The organism is Sulfitobacter sp. G21635-S1, assembly GCF_027213915.1.
GTDB lineage: Bacteria > Pseudomonadota > Alphaproteobacteria > Rhodobacterales > Rhodobacteraceae > Sulfitobacter.
In genome coordinates, this window is record NZ_JAPWGV010000031.1 from 1 (window position 1) to 14,667 (window position 14,667).

The 14,667-nt window shown below is 61.2% G+C and carries 14 protein-coding genes and 2 pseudogenes; 6 read left to right on the top strand and 10 right to left on the bottom strand.

Annotation, left to right across the window (positions count from 1 at the left end; translation table 11 throughout):
- The first annotated feature begins 68 nt into the window (after positions 1–68).
- Both O4H53_RS22825 and O4H53_RS22830 read left to right on the top strand, forming a co-directional pair.
- Positions 69–1,067 carry a hypothetical protein gene (locus tag O4H53_RS22825; protein WP_269367356.1) on the top strand — a complete coding sequence of 333 codons (999 nt, stop codon included), beginning with the start codon at positions 69–71 and terminating at the stop codon, positions 1,065–1,067.
- A 577-nt stretch (positions 1,068–1,644) separates the two neighbouring features.
- Positions 1,645–2,307, top strand: a complete 663-nt coding sequence (locus tag O4H53_RS22830) for a L,D-transpeptidase (RefSeq protein WP_009807969.1) — start codon at positions 1,645–1,647, stop codon at positions 2,305–2,307.
- A 48-nt stretch (positions 2,308–2,355) separates the two neighbouring features.
- On the opposite strand, the gene O4H53_RS22835 is transcribed toward O4H53_RS22830, so the two are convergent.
- Positions 2,356–2,640, bottom strand: a complete 285-nt coding sequence (locus O4H53_RS22835; protein WP_040182668.1) for a hypothetical protein — start codon at positions 2,638–2,640, stop codon at positions 2,356–2,358.
- A 182-nt stretch (positions 2,641–2,822) separates the two neighbouring features.
- Here O4H53_RS22835 and O4H53_RS22840 point away from each other — a divergent pair, with 182 nt between their 5' ends.
- Complete coding sequence (locus O4H53_RS22840; protein WP_269367357.1) at positions 2,823–5,177, top strand: heavy metal translocating P-type ATPase; 2,355 nt, start codon at positions 2,823–2,825, stop codon at positions 5,175–5,177.
- A 63-nt stretch (positions 5,178–5,240) separates the two neighbouring features.
- On the top strand, positions 5,241–5,753 hold the full coding sequence (locus O4H53_RS22845; protein WP_036783996.1) for a L,D-transpeptidase family protein: 513 nt from the start codon (positions 5,241–5,243) through the stop codon (positions 5,751–5,753).
- On the opposite strand, the gene lnt is transcribed toward O4H53_RS22845, so the two are convergent.
- The 3 genes from lnt to O4H53_RS22860 are packed head-to-tail and all read right to left on the bottom strand — an operon-like array spanning position 5,734 to position 9,436.
- Positions 5,734–7,341 carry an apolipoprotein N-acyltransferase gene (gene lnt / locus O4H53_RS22850; protein WP_443069632.1) on the bottom strand — a complete coding sequence of 536 codons (1,608 nt, stop codon included), beginning with the start codon at positions 7,339–7,341 and terminating at the stop codon, positions 5,734–5,736. The two genes, O4H53_RS22845 and lnt, sit on opposite strands and share 20 nt — an antisense overlap.
- Positions 7,308–7,766, bottom strand: a complete 459-nt coding sequence (lspA, locus tag O4H53_RS22855; protein ID WP_056037288.1) for a signal peptidase II — start codon at positions 7,764–7,766, stop codon at positions 7,308–7,310. The genes lnt and lspA overlap by 34 nt, the downstream gene beginning before the upstream one ends.
- Before the next feature lie 50 nt (positions 7,767–7,816).
- Positions 7,817–9,436: an ISL3 family transposase gene (locus O4H53_RS22860; RefSeq protein WP_074743530.1), complete on the bottom strand. Its 1,620-nt coding sequence runs from the start codon at positions 9,434–9,436 to the stop codon at positions 7,817–7,819.
- Between the two features lie 83 nt (positions 9,437–9,519).
- Here O4H53_RS22860 and O4H53_RS22865 point away from each other — a divergent pair.
- A pseudogene (locus O4H53_RS22865) lies at positions 9,520–10,407 on the top strand (hypothetical protein); the annotation flags it as partial.
- A 111-nt stretch (positions 10,408–10,518) separates the two neighbouring features.
- Here the strand turns inward: O4H53_RS22865 and O4H53_RS27220 are convergent.
- Entirely contained in the window at positions 10,519–10,749 is a 231-nt protein-coding gene (locus tag O4H53_RS27220; protein WP_369824838.1) for a hypothetical protein, read from the bottom strand.
- Between the two features lie 25 nt (positions 10,750–10,774).
- Here O4H53_RS27220 and O4H53_RS22875 point away from each other — a divergent pair.
- Positions 10,775–11,188 (top strand): annotated as a pseudogene (locus O4H53_RS22875) (IS3 family transposase); the annotation flags it as partial.
- 101 nt (positions 11,189–11,289) lie between these two features.
- Here O4H53_RS22875 and O4H53_RS22880 read toward each other — a convergent pair.
- The 5 genes from O4H53_RS22880 to O4H53_RS22900 all read right to left on the bottom strand — a co-directional run bounded on the left by O4H53_RS22880 (position 11,290) and on the right by O4H53_RS22900 (position 14,660).
- Positions 11,290–11,922 carry a glutathione S-transferase family protein gene (locus O4H53_RS22880; RefSeq protein ID WP_027238702.1) on the bottom strand — a complete coding sequence of 211 codons (633 nt, stop codon included), beginning with the start codon at positions 11,920–11,922 and terminating at the stop codon, positions 11,290–11,292.
- A 20-nt stretch (positions 11,923–11,942) separates the two neighbouring features.
- The gene (locus O4H53_RS22885) at positions 11,943–12,839 is read right to left on the bottom strand and encodes an SDR family oxidoreductase (RefSeq protein WP_269367359.1); all 897 of its coding nucleotides are present in this window, start codon (positions 12,837–12,839) and stop codon (positions 11,943–11,945) included.
- 28 nt (positions 12,840–12,867) lie between these two features.
- Positions 12,868–13,365, bottom strand: coding sequence for a luciferase domain-containing protein (locus O4H53_RS22890; protein ID WP_037931962.1), 498 nt, complete (start codon positions 13,363–13,365; stop codon positions 12,868–12,870).
- 8 nt (positions 13,366–13,373) lie between these two features.
- Positions 13,374–14,189, bottom strand: coding sequence for a DODA-type extradiol aromatic ring-opening family dioxygenase (locus O4H53_RS22895; RefSeq protein ID WP_037931959.1), 816 nt, complete (start codon positions 14,187–14,189; stop codon positions 13,374–13,376).
- Positions 14,190–14,252: 63 nt separating this feature from the next.
- Positions 14,253–14,660, bottom strand: a complete 408-nt coding sequence (locus O4H53_RS22900) for a DoxX family protein (protein ID WP_157802081.1) — start codon at positions 14,658–14,660, stop codon at positions 14,253–14,255.
- Between the last annotated feature and the right edge of the window lie 7 nt (positions 14,661–14,667).

The window sequence follows — 14,667 nt, forward strand, 5'->3', positions numbered from 1 at the left end:
AATGGTGTGCGATATCGTGGTATCTTCCAGAAATCACGTAATGAACATGTGCTGAAATGGTGAAGAAAATGCGACAGTGGTTCCTGCCCGGTCCGATGGAAGCGGAGCCGGATTATCTGCCGCCCGGACCGAGGGCAGAGCTGCGTGAAACCGCAGTCCTCGACGATTGGCGGAAGGCAGAGGCAGGCAATGCCGCCCATCTCGCCCGTGTGGCTCGCCGGATTGGCGCGCTGGATGACCGTCTGCACCGTGGCCCGGAGGGCTGGCGGCACAGGCTCGCGCTGATGGAGGCGGCAGACCTCAGCTGGTTTGTGGGTGACCGAATTGGCCCGGATCGGCTGGCACTTTGGATATCCATGCGCTTGTCCGGGGTGCAGGACGACACCGCAGCGCTCGCGCGTGTCGGATGGGCGGTGCGGCGTCTTACAGGCGGTCCCGGCCCAGAGGTGGACCTGTCCGCTTTCCTCGATCGCCGTGACCCTGAAAACATGGCGGATGAAGCCGAGCCCTTTGCGGATCGCGCGGGCGGTTGGCTTGACCTGATGGCGCAAGCCGCCGACCTGCACCCGATCACACGCGCCTGCATGGGGTTTCACCTCTGGAGCCTTGCGGGCCTCGGGCAACAGGGCGACCGGATGGAAGCGGCGGTTACCGCCGCACGCATTGCCGCCAGCGAAGGCCCGAATTCGAATGGGGGGGCCATCTTTGCGCCTCTGGCTATGCGCGGGGCAGGGGGGCTGCGCGCCAGTGGTCCACCAGCTGAGCGCTTGGAGCGTTGGCTCGAGGGAATGGAAACAGCATGCCTGACCGCGATGCGGCACCTCGACGATATCCAAGCATGGTCAGCGCGGGCGGAAACCATGATGGCCCCGCTCTCTGGGAAGACACCACCAGCATTGCGCGCCGTGCTGACCGAATGGCCCGTCGTCTCCGCCCCAATGGCCGAGACCCTGACCGGTGCCAGCCGCGCCGCCGTCCAGCGAAACCTCGCCTGGATGGAAGCGCGGGGTTTGATCCGCGAAGTGACCGGGCAGGGCCGGTTCCGGATGTGGCGCACCACGACCTAAGAGATGAGCGTCATCGCTCGGTATCCTAACGGGTGCGTGCCAGTCGGCCAAAGTTCCGGTAGGAGGAGGCAAAGCTCGCCGGAACCTTGGCAATCAAGGTGATCAAAGTTGGAGATACTCCTTGCCAGTGCGCAAGGTCGCTGTGGCCGGCGCTTCCGTGCGGTTGTGCCTTCACCAGCTATGATTGCTGGTGAAGGCGGCGAGCAAGACGCCCGGTACTTTGGACATTGCGCGGCCCTGTTTGTCGTTGCTGCTTTGCCTGCCCCCGTCACCGTGCAAGTCAAAGTTCACCACACTGCCGTTCGCGGCTCAGGCGAAGCGGGCGATATGGCCTTCCTCCATAGCCAGCTTCGACAGGATCTGACTCTGCAGCAACCGTGGTCTCGGGAACAGGCCGGGTCAGGCTGGGCGGCGCGCCGATCTTTTTGTAGTAGCGGATGGTAAATTGCGGATCCAAGGATCGTGTGTGTTCACGAAAATATGTCCTTGAACCTCTAGCCACTAGAAGTCTTATCTAGTCAACGTGAACAGATATGTTCCCGCCATAGATTGCTGGTGGGAACCGAAAGGGTACGACATGCTGACAAGACGACACTTCATTCAAACAACAACGGCGCTATTCTCCGCGTCTGTTTCCAGCCCCCTGTTGGCCGATACCTGGCCCACCGAGGCACAGAAGGCTGAATGGGACGCGCAAGTCACGCCGCCCGGATTCGATCCGGCCGCGTCAAACCCTTGGGGCCTACACCCGCGCTTTTTGCCCCAGCGCGTGGTCGCGAAACCCGGACTCGTGCCAGGAGACATCCATGTCGATGCGGTCGCGCGGTATCTCTATCATATCGAGGAGAGCGGGACCGCAATGCGCTACGGTGTGGCCATTGCCCGGGGCAACCTATACGAGCCTGGGGTCTACACGATCAAGCGCAAGGTGAGGTGGCCGCATTGGACACCGACCCAGAACATGATCGAGCGGGATCCGGAAAACGCACGATGGGCCGACGGGATGGAACCCGGCCCCGAAAACGCTTTGGGATCACGAGCCATCTATCTGTACGTCGGAGACCGCGACACTTATCTTCGAATACACGGCACGCCCTATCCGAGAAGTATCGGCGGTCGAGCCAGTTCGGGTTGCGTGCGGATGGTCATGGCTCACATTAACGAACTTTATCCCAACGTTGAGATCGAATCGACGGCACATTTGTACTCAGCGGAGGACAGTGTCACCGCGCGAAGTTGAGTGTGGTGCGTCGGTCTGAGGCGCGTTGATGCAACGTGTGGCGCGTCCTCAAGCTTCGCGTGCCACGCAGATCGGATTACCGTTCGCCGTGCGCAACGGCAGCAGGGTCGTTTCGACCGGCCCGCTGTGTTCGTACCAATAGCAGCCGTCTTCCGGCACGAGGCGCGCGGTTGCAACATCCTGATCCGGAGCAGCCATCGCAACCACGGCTTCGGGAACGTTGCCCGTCTGGTCTGCCGTGTCGTTCGGCCCTGTCGGCTGGATGGCGCATCCTGTCGTGAGCAAAAGCGCCACCGCAACCATCATTTTTTGCTTCAGCATCAAAACCTGCATCGAGTTTCCTTTCTTTTCTGTTTTTCTTCGTATCGGCTTTTTATGCCTCACGCCGTGATTGAGGCTGTCGTCGGACCGTCTAGCAAGAAAACAAACGGAAATACCACCGAACTTTTCTCTTGAAGCTCTAGCTACTGTAGGGGCTATGTCATGACAAAACACCCGAATCCAGAGGTCCGTTCATGCCGTCCGACACCCACCGCCACGATCACGATCACGCCGAAGATGCCCAGGCAAGCGGCGGCAGTTGCTGTGGTAGCGCCGGAACGTGCGGCGACATCGCACCGACGACGCCCGCCCCAACCGGCGGGCGCAGTTTTCAGGTGTCCGGCCTCGATTGCGCCGAGGAGGTCGCGATCTTGAATAAGGTAATCGGCCCGCAGATCGGTGGGGCCGAGCATCTTGCGTTCGATGTGATCAACGGGAGGATGACCATTCTCGACAGCGCAAAGAGTGTATCGGACGACGAAGTTGCGGAACTTGTCGCGAGCACCGGCATGACCGCGAAGCCGTGGAATGCCGAGAACGCGTCGGTCGACCAAGCGGCCCATCTTGCACGACAGCGGCTGTTTACGGCTCTCAGCGGCGGCTTCTGGGCGGCGGGTTTTCTCTGGCACATCGTCGAGACCGGTATGGGCGGGGCGCTCGGCCTCTTCGCGGGGCACGGCGAAGCGCCGATGCCGCTGGCCGAGGCCGGGCTTTTTGCAGTTGCTATCCTATTCGGCGTTTGGCTTGTGGCACCGAAGGCATGGTCGTCCGCACGTCGGCTGTCGCCCGACATGAACCTGCTGATGGTTGTCGCAGTCGCGGGAGCCATCGGGCTCGGTGAATTCTTCGAGGCAGCGACAGTGGCTTTTTTCTTTTCGCTGTCCCTCTTTCTCGAAAGCTGGAGCGTTGGGCGCGCGCGGAACGCGGTGTCGGCGCTCCTGGATCTTGCGCCACCTACGGCGCGCGTGATCCACGATGACGGAAGCGAGACCGACATGCCGGCGGCGCAAGTCGCCGTAGGCTCAAGCTTTATTGTACGCGGTGGCGACCGTATCCCGCTCGACGGCGAGGTGACGGATGGCGCGGGCGCGGTCGACCAGGCGCCGATCACCGGCGAAAGTGCTTTGATACCCAAAGAGGCCGGAGACGAGGTCTATGCGGGCACGATCAACGGCGAAGGTACACTAACGGTGCGCGCCACGAAGGTCGCCTCGGATACCGTCTTGGCCAAGATCATCCGCATGGTCGGCGACGCCCATGCCCGCCGCGCGCCGGTGGAACAGTGGGTGGCAAAGTTCGCCCGCATCTACACGCCTATCGTCATGGCTCTCGCCGTCGCAATTGCGCTACTGCCGCCGCTTATCTTCGGCGGAGCCTGGGATTACTGGTTCTACAATGCCCTCGTGCTGCTGGTGATCGCTTGCCCATGCGCTCTGGTCATCTCGACCCCTGTCTCCATCGTCGCAGCGCTCACCGCGTCGGCGCGGGCGGGCGTCCTCATCAAGGGCGGTGCCTATGTAGAGGCGCCGGGCAGAACCACGGCGCTGGCCATGGACAAGACCGGCACGATCACCATGGGCCAGCCGGAAGTGGCGGCGGTGCACCCGCTGGGCGGGGCTTCAGCGCAAGATCTGATGACCCTCGCCGCAGGGCTGGAGGCACGTTCGTCGCACCCTTTGGCGCGTGCCATTCTCGCGCGGGCGGAGGCCGACGGCGTCAAGGTGTCCGCCGCAGAGGATACCCGCACCATTCCCGGCAGGGGACTTGAAGGACGCACCGACGGACGGTCCATCTGGCTGGGGTCAGACCGGTTTGCCGAGGAGAAGGGTTTCGGCGACGCCATTCCGAAGGATCTGCGGGAGCGGATCGAAGGCGCCGGCAGCACCCTTGTCGCTGTCGGCGATGAGTCCGGTGTGACGGGCATTCTTGAACTGCGCGATCGCATCCGCCCTGATGCCAAGGGAATCGTGGCGCAACTTCACGCGCAGGGCGTGAAGACCATCGTCATGCTGACCGGTGACAACGAGCGAACAGCGCGCGCCGTCGCCGCCGAGGTCGGTATCGACGAGGTGCGTGCTGAGCTTCTGCCCGAAGACAAGGTGACAGCCATCGAAGAACTGGTCAAAACTCATGACATGGTTGCCATGATCGGCGACGGGGTGAACGATGCACCCGCAATGGCGCGCGCGCATTATGCCATCGCGATGGGTGCGGTCGGTTCTGACGCGGCAATCGAGACGGCGGATATCGCCCTTATGACCGACGACCTCGGCAAGGTGCCTTGGCTGATCGGTCATTCGCGCCGGACAATGTCGATTATCCATCAGAACATCGGTATTTCCTTGGCGACCAAGGGAGTTTTCGTTGTCGCTACCGCGTTCGGAATGGCATCGATGTGGGGCGCTATTGCAGCCGACGTGGGTGTATCATTGCTGGTGGTGGCGAACGCCCTGCGCCTGCTCAACAGCCAAGAGGCCAAGGCACCGCCGTCCGGTGGCGAGCAGGTTGGGCCACAGATCGCAAAGGCCGCGCTTGCCCACGGACATTGATCACGCGGCATTTGCAAGGTAACATTATTTCCATATCAGACCTCACGAAAGAGGCATCGAGCAGTGAAAACCATCCGATTTCCCCGCCGCGCCGTCCTGTTGGGTGGCTTAGCGGCCTTTTTGTCGGGCTGTGCCGGCAAGTTCCGCAGCTATGACGGACCCGAAGTGACGCGACTTCGGCTCTACAAGGGACAGCGTTTGCTTGTTCTCGACGGATCCGATCGCGTGCTGCAAACCTATCCGATCGGGCTGGGCTTCGCTCCTCAGGGTCACAAGCAATTCGAGGGAGACGGTCGGACCCCGGAGGGCACCTACATAGTCGATAAGCGCAACCCTGAAAGTACGTATCATCTTTCAGTTGGCATCTCTTATCCGAATGAGGCCGACATCGCCTTTGCCGAAGCGCAGGGCCTTTCCCCCGGCGGCGACATCTTCATCCATGGTGGTCCACGCCCCGGCATCGACCCGACGGACATCCGCGACTGGACAGCTGGCTGCATCGCGGTCACAGATCGGCAGATCGAGGACATCTATGCAATGGTGAAGGACGGAACGCCTATCCACATCTATGCATGACGGTCTTTCTCATGCGGCGGTAGTTAGCCGTCGCATTGGCCGCCAGAGCCCAGCTCCACGAAGCCAAGATGAGCGCCAGCAACATCCAGTCCCCAAAAAGCGCATATGGCGTAGGCGGCCGCGCAGAGGGAAGATCAGCGTCGATTATGCCCCTTTCCCCGGTATCGAGCCGCGCAACGATCTCTCCGTTCGCGTCGATGACGGCAGAGATGCCCGTATTCGCGGCTCGGATGACAGGAAGGCCTTCCTCTACGGCGCGCATACGTGCGGAAGCCAGATGCTGCTCGGGTCCGATGCTGGTTCCAAACCAGGCATCGTTTGTCGCGTTAAAAATCCAGTCGGGTCGGAACAGGTCGTCGACCACATGGCCTGGGAAGATGATCTCATAGCAGATCGCCACGGCGACCAGCGGCACACCCGGAAGCGCAAGCGTTCGCAGGCCCGGTCCAGGCGTAAAATCGCCCAGCCCCGCTGTCAGCCGCTCGATCGGCAACCAGCCGCGGAATGGAGTGTATTCGCCAAAGGGCACGAGATGGTGTTTCGCGTATCCGGTCAGGATCTCACTGTTATCGTCAAAAGCCTGGACGGTGTTGAAATATCGGGTGCCATCCTCACTCGGTACACGGTCCGGCACTCCGGTGAGCAGCACGCTGCCGTCCGGAAGCGCAGCCGCGATACGGGATCGCGCCTGGGCATCCTCATCGAGGAAACCGGGAAAGGCAGTTTCCGGCCAGAGAAGAACGTCGAAATCGCCGGGCTGGGTTGAAAGCTCGATATAGCGCGCGAAGGTCGCCTCGCGGTTCTCGGGCGCCCATTTCTCCTCTTGGGGTACGTTGCCCTGAACGATGCGCAGGTCGACATCCGGTGGCTGTGGTGCATCCGACTGGAGGCGAAGCGTGCCGATGGCCCACATCGTTACGATGCCGGCCAGCGGCATGAGCGAGATGATCAATCGTTGTCGCCCGACCGCCATGAGAGCCGCGCCGGGGAGTGCCGCTACGAACACGGTGAGAAAGCTTAGCCCATAACTTCCCACCCAGGCGGCGGGCTGGCGAAGGGCGGCGTAATCAACAAGAGCGTAGCCGGCGAGGTTCCACGGAAAACCTGTCAGAACGTGACCGCGCAACCACTCGGCCGCGGTCCATGAGGTCGCGAACAGGAGGCAGGCCAGGAGACTGCCCATGGCTCCGCGCCGCGCGATTTCGACGAACAGCACGGCGGCAATGGCCGGGAAAATCGCGAGACCTGCGGACAATCCCGCGACGGCCGGGGTCGCCAGCGCCCCGAAACGCTCGGGTTCGACGTAGAAACTTTCCGCGATCCACGAAATCCCGAAACCGAACTGGCCGAGACCAAACGCCCAGCCGACGAGAAAAGCACGCCCGAAGGAGAGGTCGCGAAGACCGACAAACAACGCAGAATAGGCAACGGGAACAAGAAGGAGAATCGAGAAAGGCGGGAAGGTTAGAACGGTCAGCGGCCCGGCGGCGAAACCAAGCGTCATCCGCGAGAGCAGACGTTTGCGCAGAGCGAAGCAGTTCAGAATTGCCGGCTTCACGACTTGATCGGACGCCGCGCACTGATCCAGGGTGCGGCGAGCAAGAGCCCCACGCCACTGACGACAAACACATCGGCCATGTTGAAGGCAGGCCAATGCGTTGAGTTGATGTAGAAATCCAGGAAGTCCGTTACAGCCCGATACCGCACACGATCAATGACATTGCCCAAGGCTCCACCGATGATCGCTCCGTAAGCGAGCGTTTCAACCGCATTTTCGGCGCGAAACAGCATAACCCCCAGCCAGCCGCAGATGGCAAGAGCGAGAGCTATGAGGCTCCACCATGGTGCGCCGCCAAGTAATCCGAAAGTGACGCCATCATTGCGATAAAAGACAAGGTTAAAACCTGGAAACACGGCGATTCCAGTGCTTAAAGAGGCCGCATTCGCCACAACAATGGCTTTTGTGATCTGATCGATTACGAAAGCGGCAAGCGCCGCAAAAATGCCGATCACCGGAGATAGTTTATGCACTGGTGTCGCGTAGCCCTTAATTGGGTTCTGCCTCAATCTGTGTGGCGCAGTGGCAGCATTCGGGCTCTGAGGAGTTCTGGTCCGGCGCGACCGTACATGGCGCGCTTGAGGGTCTTCAGGCGATTGACTTGGCCCTCAGCCTGACCGTTGCTCCACGGAAGTTCGATGGCATTGCGCACGGCCTCGATGTCGCGGTGCAGCGTGCGGGCAAAGCGCATGATTGGTGGGATGCCAGTCTCAATGGCCAGGTCGATCCATGCGTCCAGCGGGGCGGACTGGTCGCCGCGCAAAATGCCCTGAAACCGCATGGCAAGGCTCCGCATCGTGGCAAAGCTTGGCGATCCGGCCTTCAATGCATCTACCTTTTGGGCCTGGTCTGCGGTCAATTTGCGTCGCGGCTTGATACAGAGCGCCGCTGCGACAACCGGCGAAATGGCGTGACCGGTTTGCGGGTCCCGCACAGGCGCCAGGGGCAGCGGCGTGTCGGTCGGGCCTGCTAGAACGGTTTGTTCATCCCTTCGCCATCCGGCCAGCAGACGTTGCAAATGAGACAAGCTGCCCTCATAGCCATGGCGTTGAATTTCGACCAATAATTCCTGGCCGGACCGGATACCCTGTTTCCAGAGATCGGCCAGTATGCTCTCAAAATACCACGGCGACGTGGGCTTCAATGCAGCTCGGCGGCGGTCTGGTGGCGAGTCGGAGCTCAACCACTTCGCCACACTACGACGCGGGAAGCCGGTCCGACGTCCAATTTCGCTACAAGACAGCCCTTGATCACGAAGCGCATGGATGTTTCGGAAAATTTCCTCACGTGATTTCCGATGAGCAAGACGCGATCGCAGTAGATGATTGGCCGTGCTGATGTTTTCGGCATCTGACAATAGCGCCCGCCCGGTGGCGCGGCCATGCATATTCATCTGCTCTTCAATGGCCTGGCGCAGGTTCTGGACGAGATGGAAACGGTCTGCGACCTGCAGGGCTTGCGGTGCACCCTGACGTGCGGCCTTCGCATATCCGCCACAACGATCCCGACTGATGACTTCAATCTCAGGGTGCTGCCGCAGCCAGCTCGCACAGCTTTCAACGCTCCGATCCGGAAGAATATCAATTACGGTCTGCCGCTCGAGATCGACGATGATGGTTCCGTAAGTCTGCGACTTGCGCCAGCTCCAATCGTCGATGCCAATGACCGTTGGCGGCGGGGCGACGCTTTCCGCACACTTCTTGAGGTGTCGCAGCACCGTGTCATTGCTGACACCGACGCCTAAACGGCGCAAGAGCCGCTCGGCAGGCCGTCCACCCGTGGCGTGCCCCAGATGAACTACAATCTCATCAGCACGCGAAGTTCGACGTGCAAATGGACGCGCAATTGACGAGGTGTAGTCCGAAAAAGTCCGCCGCGGGCACGTGGAAGCGCGACATCGCCACCTGCAGACCCAGAGTGCGATTGTTACCTTGTCGCCAAGTGCAGGTAAATCCTGTAGCCGCCTTTGCCGCCACCCGTGACGACGCCGAGAATGCAAACCACAATCTGGGCAGATGCCTCTCGGTGCCAAAACACCGGATACAAGCCACCCGCCGGAATCACGTCGCTTAACGCCTTGAACCGAAACGTCGCTCCCGGGCGACCAGTGCTTTTTTGAAATCACGACTATCCCTCCCGAATGTTCCAAGCTCAGGATAGTTGCGCCACACAAATTGAGGCAGAACCGATTTAAGGGCAACGCGACACTGGGCAAGGGCAGAGGGGGTTCACGCTGCGCGACTGGCAAGACTGGCTGGACGCCTTGGAGCTCTGGATGACCGGCTGCTGCGCGGTCCGGAAGGCTGGCGGCATCGGCTCGCTCTTATCGAGGCGGCGGATCTTAGCTGGTTCGCAGGAGATCGTGTGAGCCCCGATCGGCTGGCGCTTTGGTTATCCATGCGTTTGTCTGGAGTGCAGGATGACTCGGAAGCACTGGCCCGTGCCGGATGGGCCGTGCGACGCCTGACAGGTGGTCCGGAGCCAATGGTAGATTTGGCGGCCTTCCTGGATCGGCGTGATCCTGAGAAATTCGAGGACAATGCCGAGCGCTTTGACGAGCGTGTAGGGAGCTGGCTGGACGTGATGACAGCCGCGGTTGACCTCCACCCGATCACGCGCGCTTGCATGGGGTTTCAGCTCTGGAGTCTGGCTGGCCTCGGCCGATATGGAGACCGGATTGAGGCCGCTGTGACTGCTGGCAGGATCGCGGCCAGCGACGGCAATGGAGCCATCTTTGCGCCGCTGGCCATGGGCGGGGCAGGGGGCTTACGTGCGTCCGGCCGTCCAGCTGAAAGATTGGCCCGCTGGCTGGATGAGATGGAAACTGGTTGCCTGACCGCGATGCGACATCTCGACGATCTCGAAGCATGGTCAACGCGGGCGGAAGCTGAGACGGCCGCGCTCTCGGGTAAAACCTCGCCAAACTTGCTTGCGGCCCTGACCGAATGGCCCCTCGTTTCCGCTCCTATGGCCCAAACCTTGACCGGTGCCAGTCGGGCAGCGGTTCAGCGCAACCTCGCATGGATGGAAGCGCGAGGCCTCATCCGGGAAGTGACCGGGCAGGGGCGGTTTCGGATGTGGCAAGCAGCGACCTGAAGGTGATCCAGAACACGCATAAGCACGCATATGTTAAGTTGGCTCTTGGCCAAGAGTGCGCATGACTCGGGCGCACCTGGGACGAATACTTCTCGGGCGAAAGCGGCGCGCCTAAGACCCGCAGCAAGAGTTAAGTCCGCTATCCGCGTCGGACCCGGGGTCATGCCAGCCAAGTTCGCAGAACGTCAGAAGGCCGCAAGCATGTGGACTAGGCCTTTTTCGATGTTCTTCCACGGCTTCTTGCCCACGGTATGTAAGAACCAACATCTGGTACCGCAGATATTTTTCGTAAAGAACTGCATGAAGCGACAACAGATTTTGTGACCCACAGGCCTGGATCAAGGACTTATGGAACTCCCAGTCATATCGGAATCAGGATCGGAGCGACCACGCCCTGCGCCAATGGCTGCGGGAACTGGCGAATAAACGTCGCCGGTTCGGATATCGTAGTTAGGGCATCCTTTTGGCCAGAGAGGGTTTTGAAGTGAACCATTAGAAGCTTTTCCGTCTCTATCGCGAGGAAGGGCTGGCCGTGCGCCGCAGGTGATCACGCAAACGCGCACTGGGTACGCGCAGGCCCATCCTAGTGCCGGATCGCGCCAATCAGCGTTGGTCGTTGGACTTCGTGTCCGATGCCTTTGCTAATGGCCAAAGGTTCCGTGTGTTGTGCATCGTGGATGACTGCACGCGCGAAGCCTTGGCGGCCACTGTGGTGGATCGCTCACTGTCAGGTGAGCGGATGATCCGCGAACTGGATGACCTGATCGGGAGGCTGGGTCAGTTGACTTTCTGACCCACGATCAGATCAAAGCGATGACAACGGCCGACCGTATCGTCAACCTCGGCACTCGTCAGGGGTATGTTACCCCCTGGATCACGACGTCAGCGGAAAAGCGCCCTTAGGGGTGCCACAGCCTCTTGCCAGCTGTCACGCGCTTCTAGCCGGTCGATCCAACTCGCAACTCCTGGGTACTGGTCCAGTAAAATCCCCGCTTGATCGCGATACATGAAGGTGGTCGCAAGATAGAAGTCGGCAAGGCTGAGTGCGCCTGCGATCCAGTCCTTGCCGTCGAGTCCGGTTTCCAGAACGGCAAGGAACTGATCTGTGGCTTTTCGTTCCGCTTCGACCACAGTCGGATCGGGATCGCCCATGCCGAATTTCTCTTTGAGAAACAGCTCAAAGGACAATTTCTGCATCGCCGGGCCAAGGTGGATCGCTTGCCACCAGGTCCATTGATCGACGAGGGACCGCGCCTTGCGGCCCTCAGGATAGAGGCCCGCCTCGGGCCGAAGCCCCGCCAGATAGGCACAAATTGCCCGGGATTCCCAAAGCACGAAATTCCCGTCCTCCAAAACGGGCACCTTTGCATTGGGATTGCGAGCGAGAAATTCCGCCGCGCGGTTGTCCCCGGCCCGGATGTCGACCTGGACGATTTCGAGGTCCACGCCCAGTTCGTGTGCCACCGCCCGCACACGCAGCGCATTGGGCGAGAAATTCGCGTTGTAGAGTTTCATGATTTTGTCCGCCTCTATAGTTACTGCGGCGCCCGAAGAAGCACCGCCCGGTTTTCGGTCAGGAAATCGGTAACCGACTGTCCGGACTTGCCGGTGAGCGTCTTGAGATCGTCGCTGGCCACATCAAGGTAGCCTTCGGCGATTGCCTGGTCGAAAGAGACGAAAACACGCGCCATGAACTCGGGCAGGCCATTTGCGATCATCGCCTGCACCATGTCTTCGGCCGGCATCGGAACGTAGGGGATGTCCTTGCCGGCGATGTCCGACAAAAGCGCCGCGATATCGGCCTGGCCGGTGGATTCGGGCCCGGTGATGTCCAGGACCTCGCGGTCGGTCGCATTCATCAGCGCGGCAGCGGCGGCGCGGGCGCAGTCGGCGCGCGTGACGTAACTCGCCCGTCCGTCCCCTGCCGCGGCAAAGAGCTGCCCCATGTCGATCGCCTGCGGTCCGCTCACAAGCAACAGATCCGTGTAAAGGTTGTTGCGAAGGATCGTGTAGCTGGCGCCGCTTTGCTCGATCAGCTTCTCGGTGTTCTGATGATCCTTGCTGAAAGTGATGGGGCTTTCGGGTACCGGGCTGGCAAGCGAGGTATAGACGATGTGGTCGATACCCGCCTCGCGTGCGGCGGTGATCGCATTGGAATGAGCCGCGAGCCGTTTGCCCGGCTCCAGATCGTCGGTGGAGATGATCAGGATCCGCTTGCCGCCCGCGATGGCCGGACCCAGTGTTTCGGGCGCGTTGAAATCGCCTTGGCGAACATCCACCCCCTTGTCCCTGAACTCGGCGAGTTTGTCGGCGTTGCGCGTGACCGCGATGATCGGACCGGCGCCCGCCTCGATCAGTTGATCGATTACCTGGCGTCCAAGCTGGCCGGAGGCGCCTGTGACGATAAATGGTCCGTTCTGAAAGCTTGCCATGGGCGTATTCCTGTTCTTTGAGAGAGAGTCAGCCGTGGATGTGAACCTGCGCGGGGTTGGCCAGCTTGCCGCGGGCGAAGTCCCAGCTCGTTGTCAGGATTTTGATCATGACGTCGACCTCTGACCCATCGCGCGGCGCAAAGGCCATGACGGCATTTGCCGGGATGTGTCCGGCCGACGCCATCGGGTGCGGTTCGCCCCATCCCTTGGCGATGAGTTCATCGACCGCCGCCAGCGGCAGCATCATGTGCGACGAACCGTCATAGGAGGGATGCACATGGGCAAATTCGCGTCCGATCATGAAGGCTTCACGCGGGCCGCAGGCATGCGCCACCGGCAAGACCAGTGCTTCGGCGCCGGGCACCGAGATGCCCGACCGGCAGCGCTCGACGAAGGGCAGGGCGAAGGCCTTCTCCTTGAAAAATGCGTGGATCTCTGCCGAGGAGTTCTGCGACACCTGCTCATGCGGGGCGCAATCGGTGGTGTCGGGGCGCGGGCCCTGCCGCGGGGGAAGTTCGAAGCTCATGGTTGGTCCTATCCAAATCTGAACGCGCTTTCGACCGCGCCCAACACGTGATCCTCGAGGGTCTTCTCCCCCCGATCCGCAAGCGCAGCCCCGGCCACGACGTGCAACGGGATCAGATGTTCCTCGCGCGGATTGGCATCGCGTGCGCCGGGCGCCTGATCCCACTCGGCCAGCATGGCATGGCGCACTGCGGGGTCTTCATGGGTCACCGCACTCGTGAGCCATCGGTCAAAGTCTCCGCCGTTCACCGGGCCGTCCGGTCCGCCCCTCATCGCCCGCATCATCTTGCCCATGTTATGATAGGTATTGCCGGATCCGATGATCAGCACCCCTTCGTCGCGCAAGGGCGCCAACGCGCGACCGACGGCAAGATGCGCCTCGGGGTCGAGATCGTCGCGCAGGCTCAATTGGACGGTGGGGATGTCGGCCTCAGGAAAAGCCACCTTTAGTGGAACGAATACCCCGTGATCGAAGCCACGCGCAGCATCGGCCCCGGTTTGGAATCCCGCGTCTTCTAAAAGTGCGCGTACGCGGGTCGCCAGCGCGGGCTCGCCCGGCGCGGGCCAGGTTAGCTGATAGGTATGCTGCGGAAATCCCTGATAGTCGAACAGCAGAGGCGGGGCGGGGTTGGTCTGCAAGGTAAAGACCCGCTCTTCCCAATGGCCCGAGATCACGAGGAGCGCCTTGGGCCTTGCCGGCAGGCTCGCAGGCAAGTCCTCAAGGAATTTGCGGTGCCGATCCCAGGCGTCAGGCGGGTTCCAGTCCATGAAGAAACAGGGGCCACCCCCATGGGGAACAAACAATGTCGGCTGCTTTTCAGTCATGTTGTCGTCCTTTTAAACCCAAGTCCGAGGCTATGGGCACCCCCGTGGCAACTCCGCAGCAGATCAGATTGGCGCTGCCGGAACTGCCGGTGCATAGGCCGACTTGACCGCACGCACGCGATTGGCGGTCAGCCACGAGACGATCAGGAGTACCCAGGTCGCCAGAGCCGGCGACCAACCCGGATCGCCTGCGCCCACATGGGCCCCGAAGGCGAGCACCAGATGCCAGAACATTGCCGCATAGGCCCAATCTGCCAGCACCGCCGAAGGGCGCCAGAGGATCACAACGGCACCGACGATCTTCAAAATTGCGAGTGGCCAGATGATGTATGTGGGATAGCCCAACACCTCGCGATACATGCCCGCGACCATGTCGTGGGATGAGATGTAGAAGGCCGCCGCACCCAGATAGACCAATGCCACAAGGCCGGTCGCGATCCAGTAGACATATTTTGCCACGTTGTCACTCACTGCCGCT

Excerpts from the sequence above, each read along its gene's own strand:
- O4H53_RS22880 (WP_027238702.1), bottom strand. The coding sequence starts at position 11,922 with ATGAAACTCTACAACGCGAATTTCTCGCCCAATGCGCTGCGTGTGCGG.
- O4H53_RS22830 (WP_009807969.1), top strand. The coding sequence starts at position 1,645 with ATGCTGACAAGACGACACTTCATTCAAACAACAACGGCGCTATTCTCC.
- O4H53_RS22840 (WP_269367357.1), top strand. The coding sequence starts at position 2,823 with ATGCCGTCCGACACCCACCGCCACGATCACGATCACGCCGAAGATGCC.
- O4H53_RS22885 (WP_269367359.1), bottom strand. The coding sequence starts at position 12,839 with ATGGCAAGCTTTCAGAACGGACCATTTATCGTCACAGGCGCCTCCGGC.
- O4H53_RS22890 (WP_037931962.1), bottom strand. The coding sequence starts at position 13,365 with ATGAGCTTCGAACTTCCCCCGCGGCAGGGCCCGCGCCCCGACACCACC.
- O4H53_RS22835 (WP_040182668.1), bottom strand. The coding sequence starts at position 2,640 with ATGCAGGTTTTGATGCTGAAGCAAAAAATGATGGTTGCGGTGGCGCTT.
- O4H53_RS22825 (WP_269367356.1), top strand. The coding sequence starts at position 69 with ATGCGACAGTGGTTCCTGCCCGGTCCGATGGAAGCGGAGCCGGATTAT.
- O4H53_RS22895 (WP_037931959.1), bottom strand. The coding sequence starts at position 14,189 with ATGACTGAAAAGCAGCCGACATTGTTTGTTCCCCATGGGGGTGGCCCC.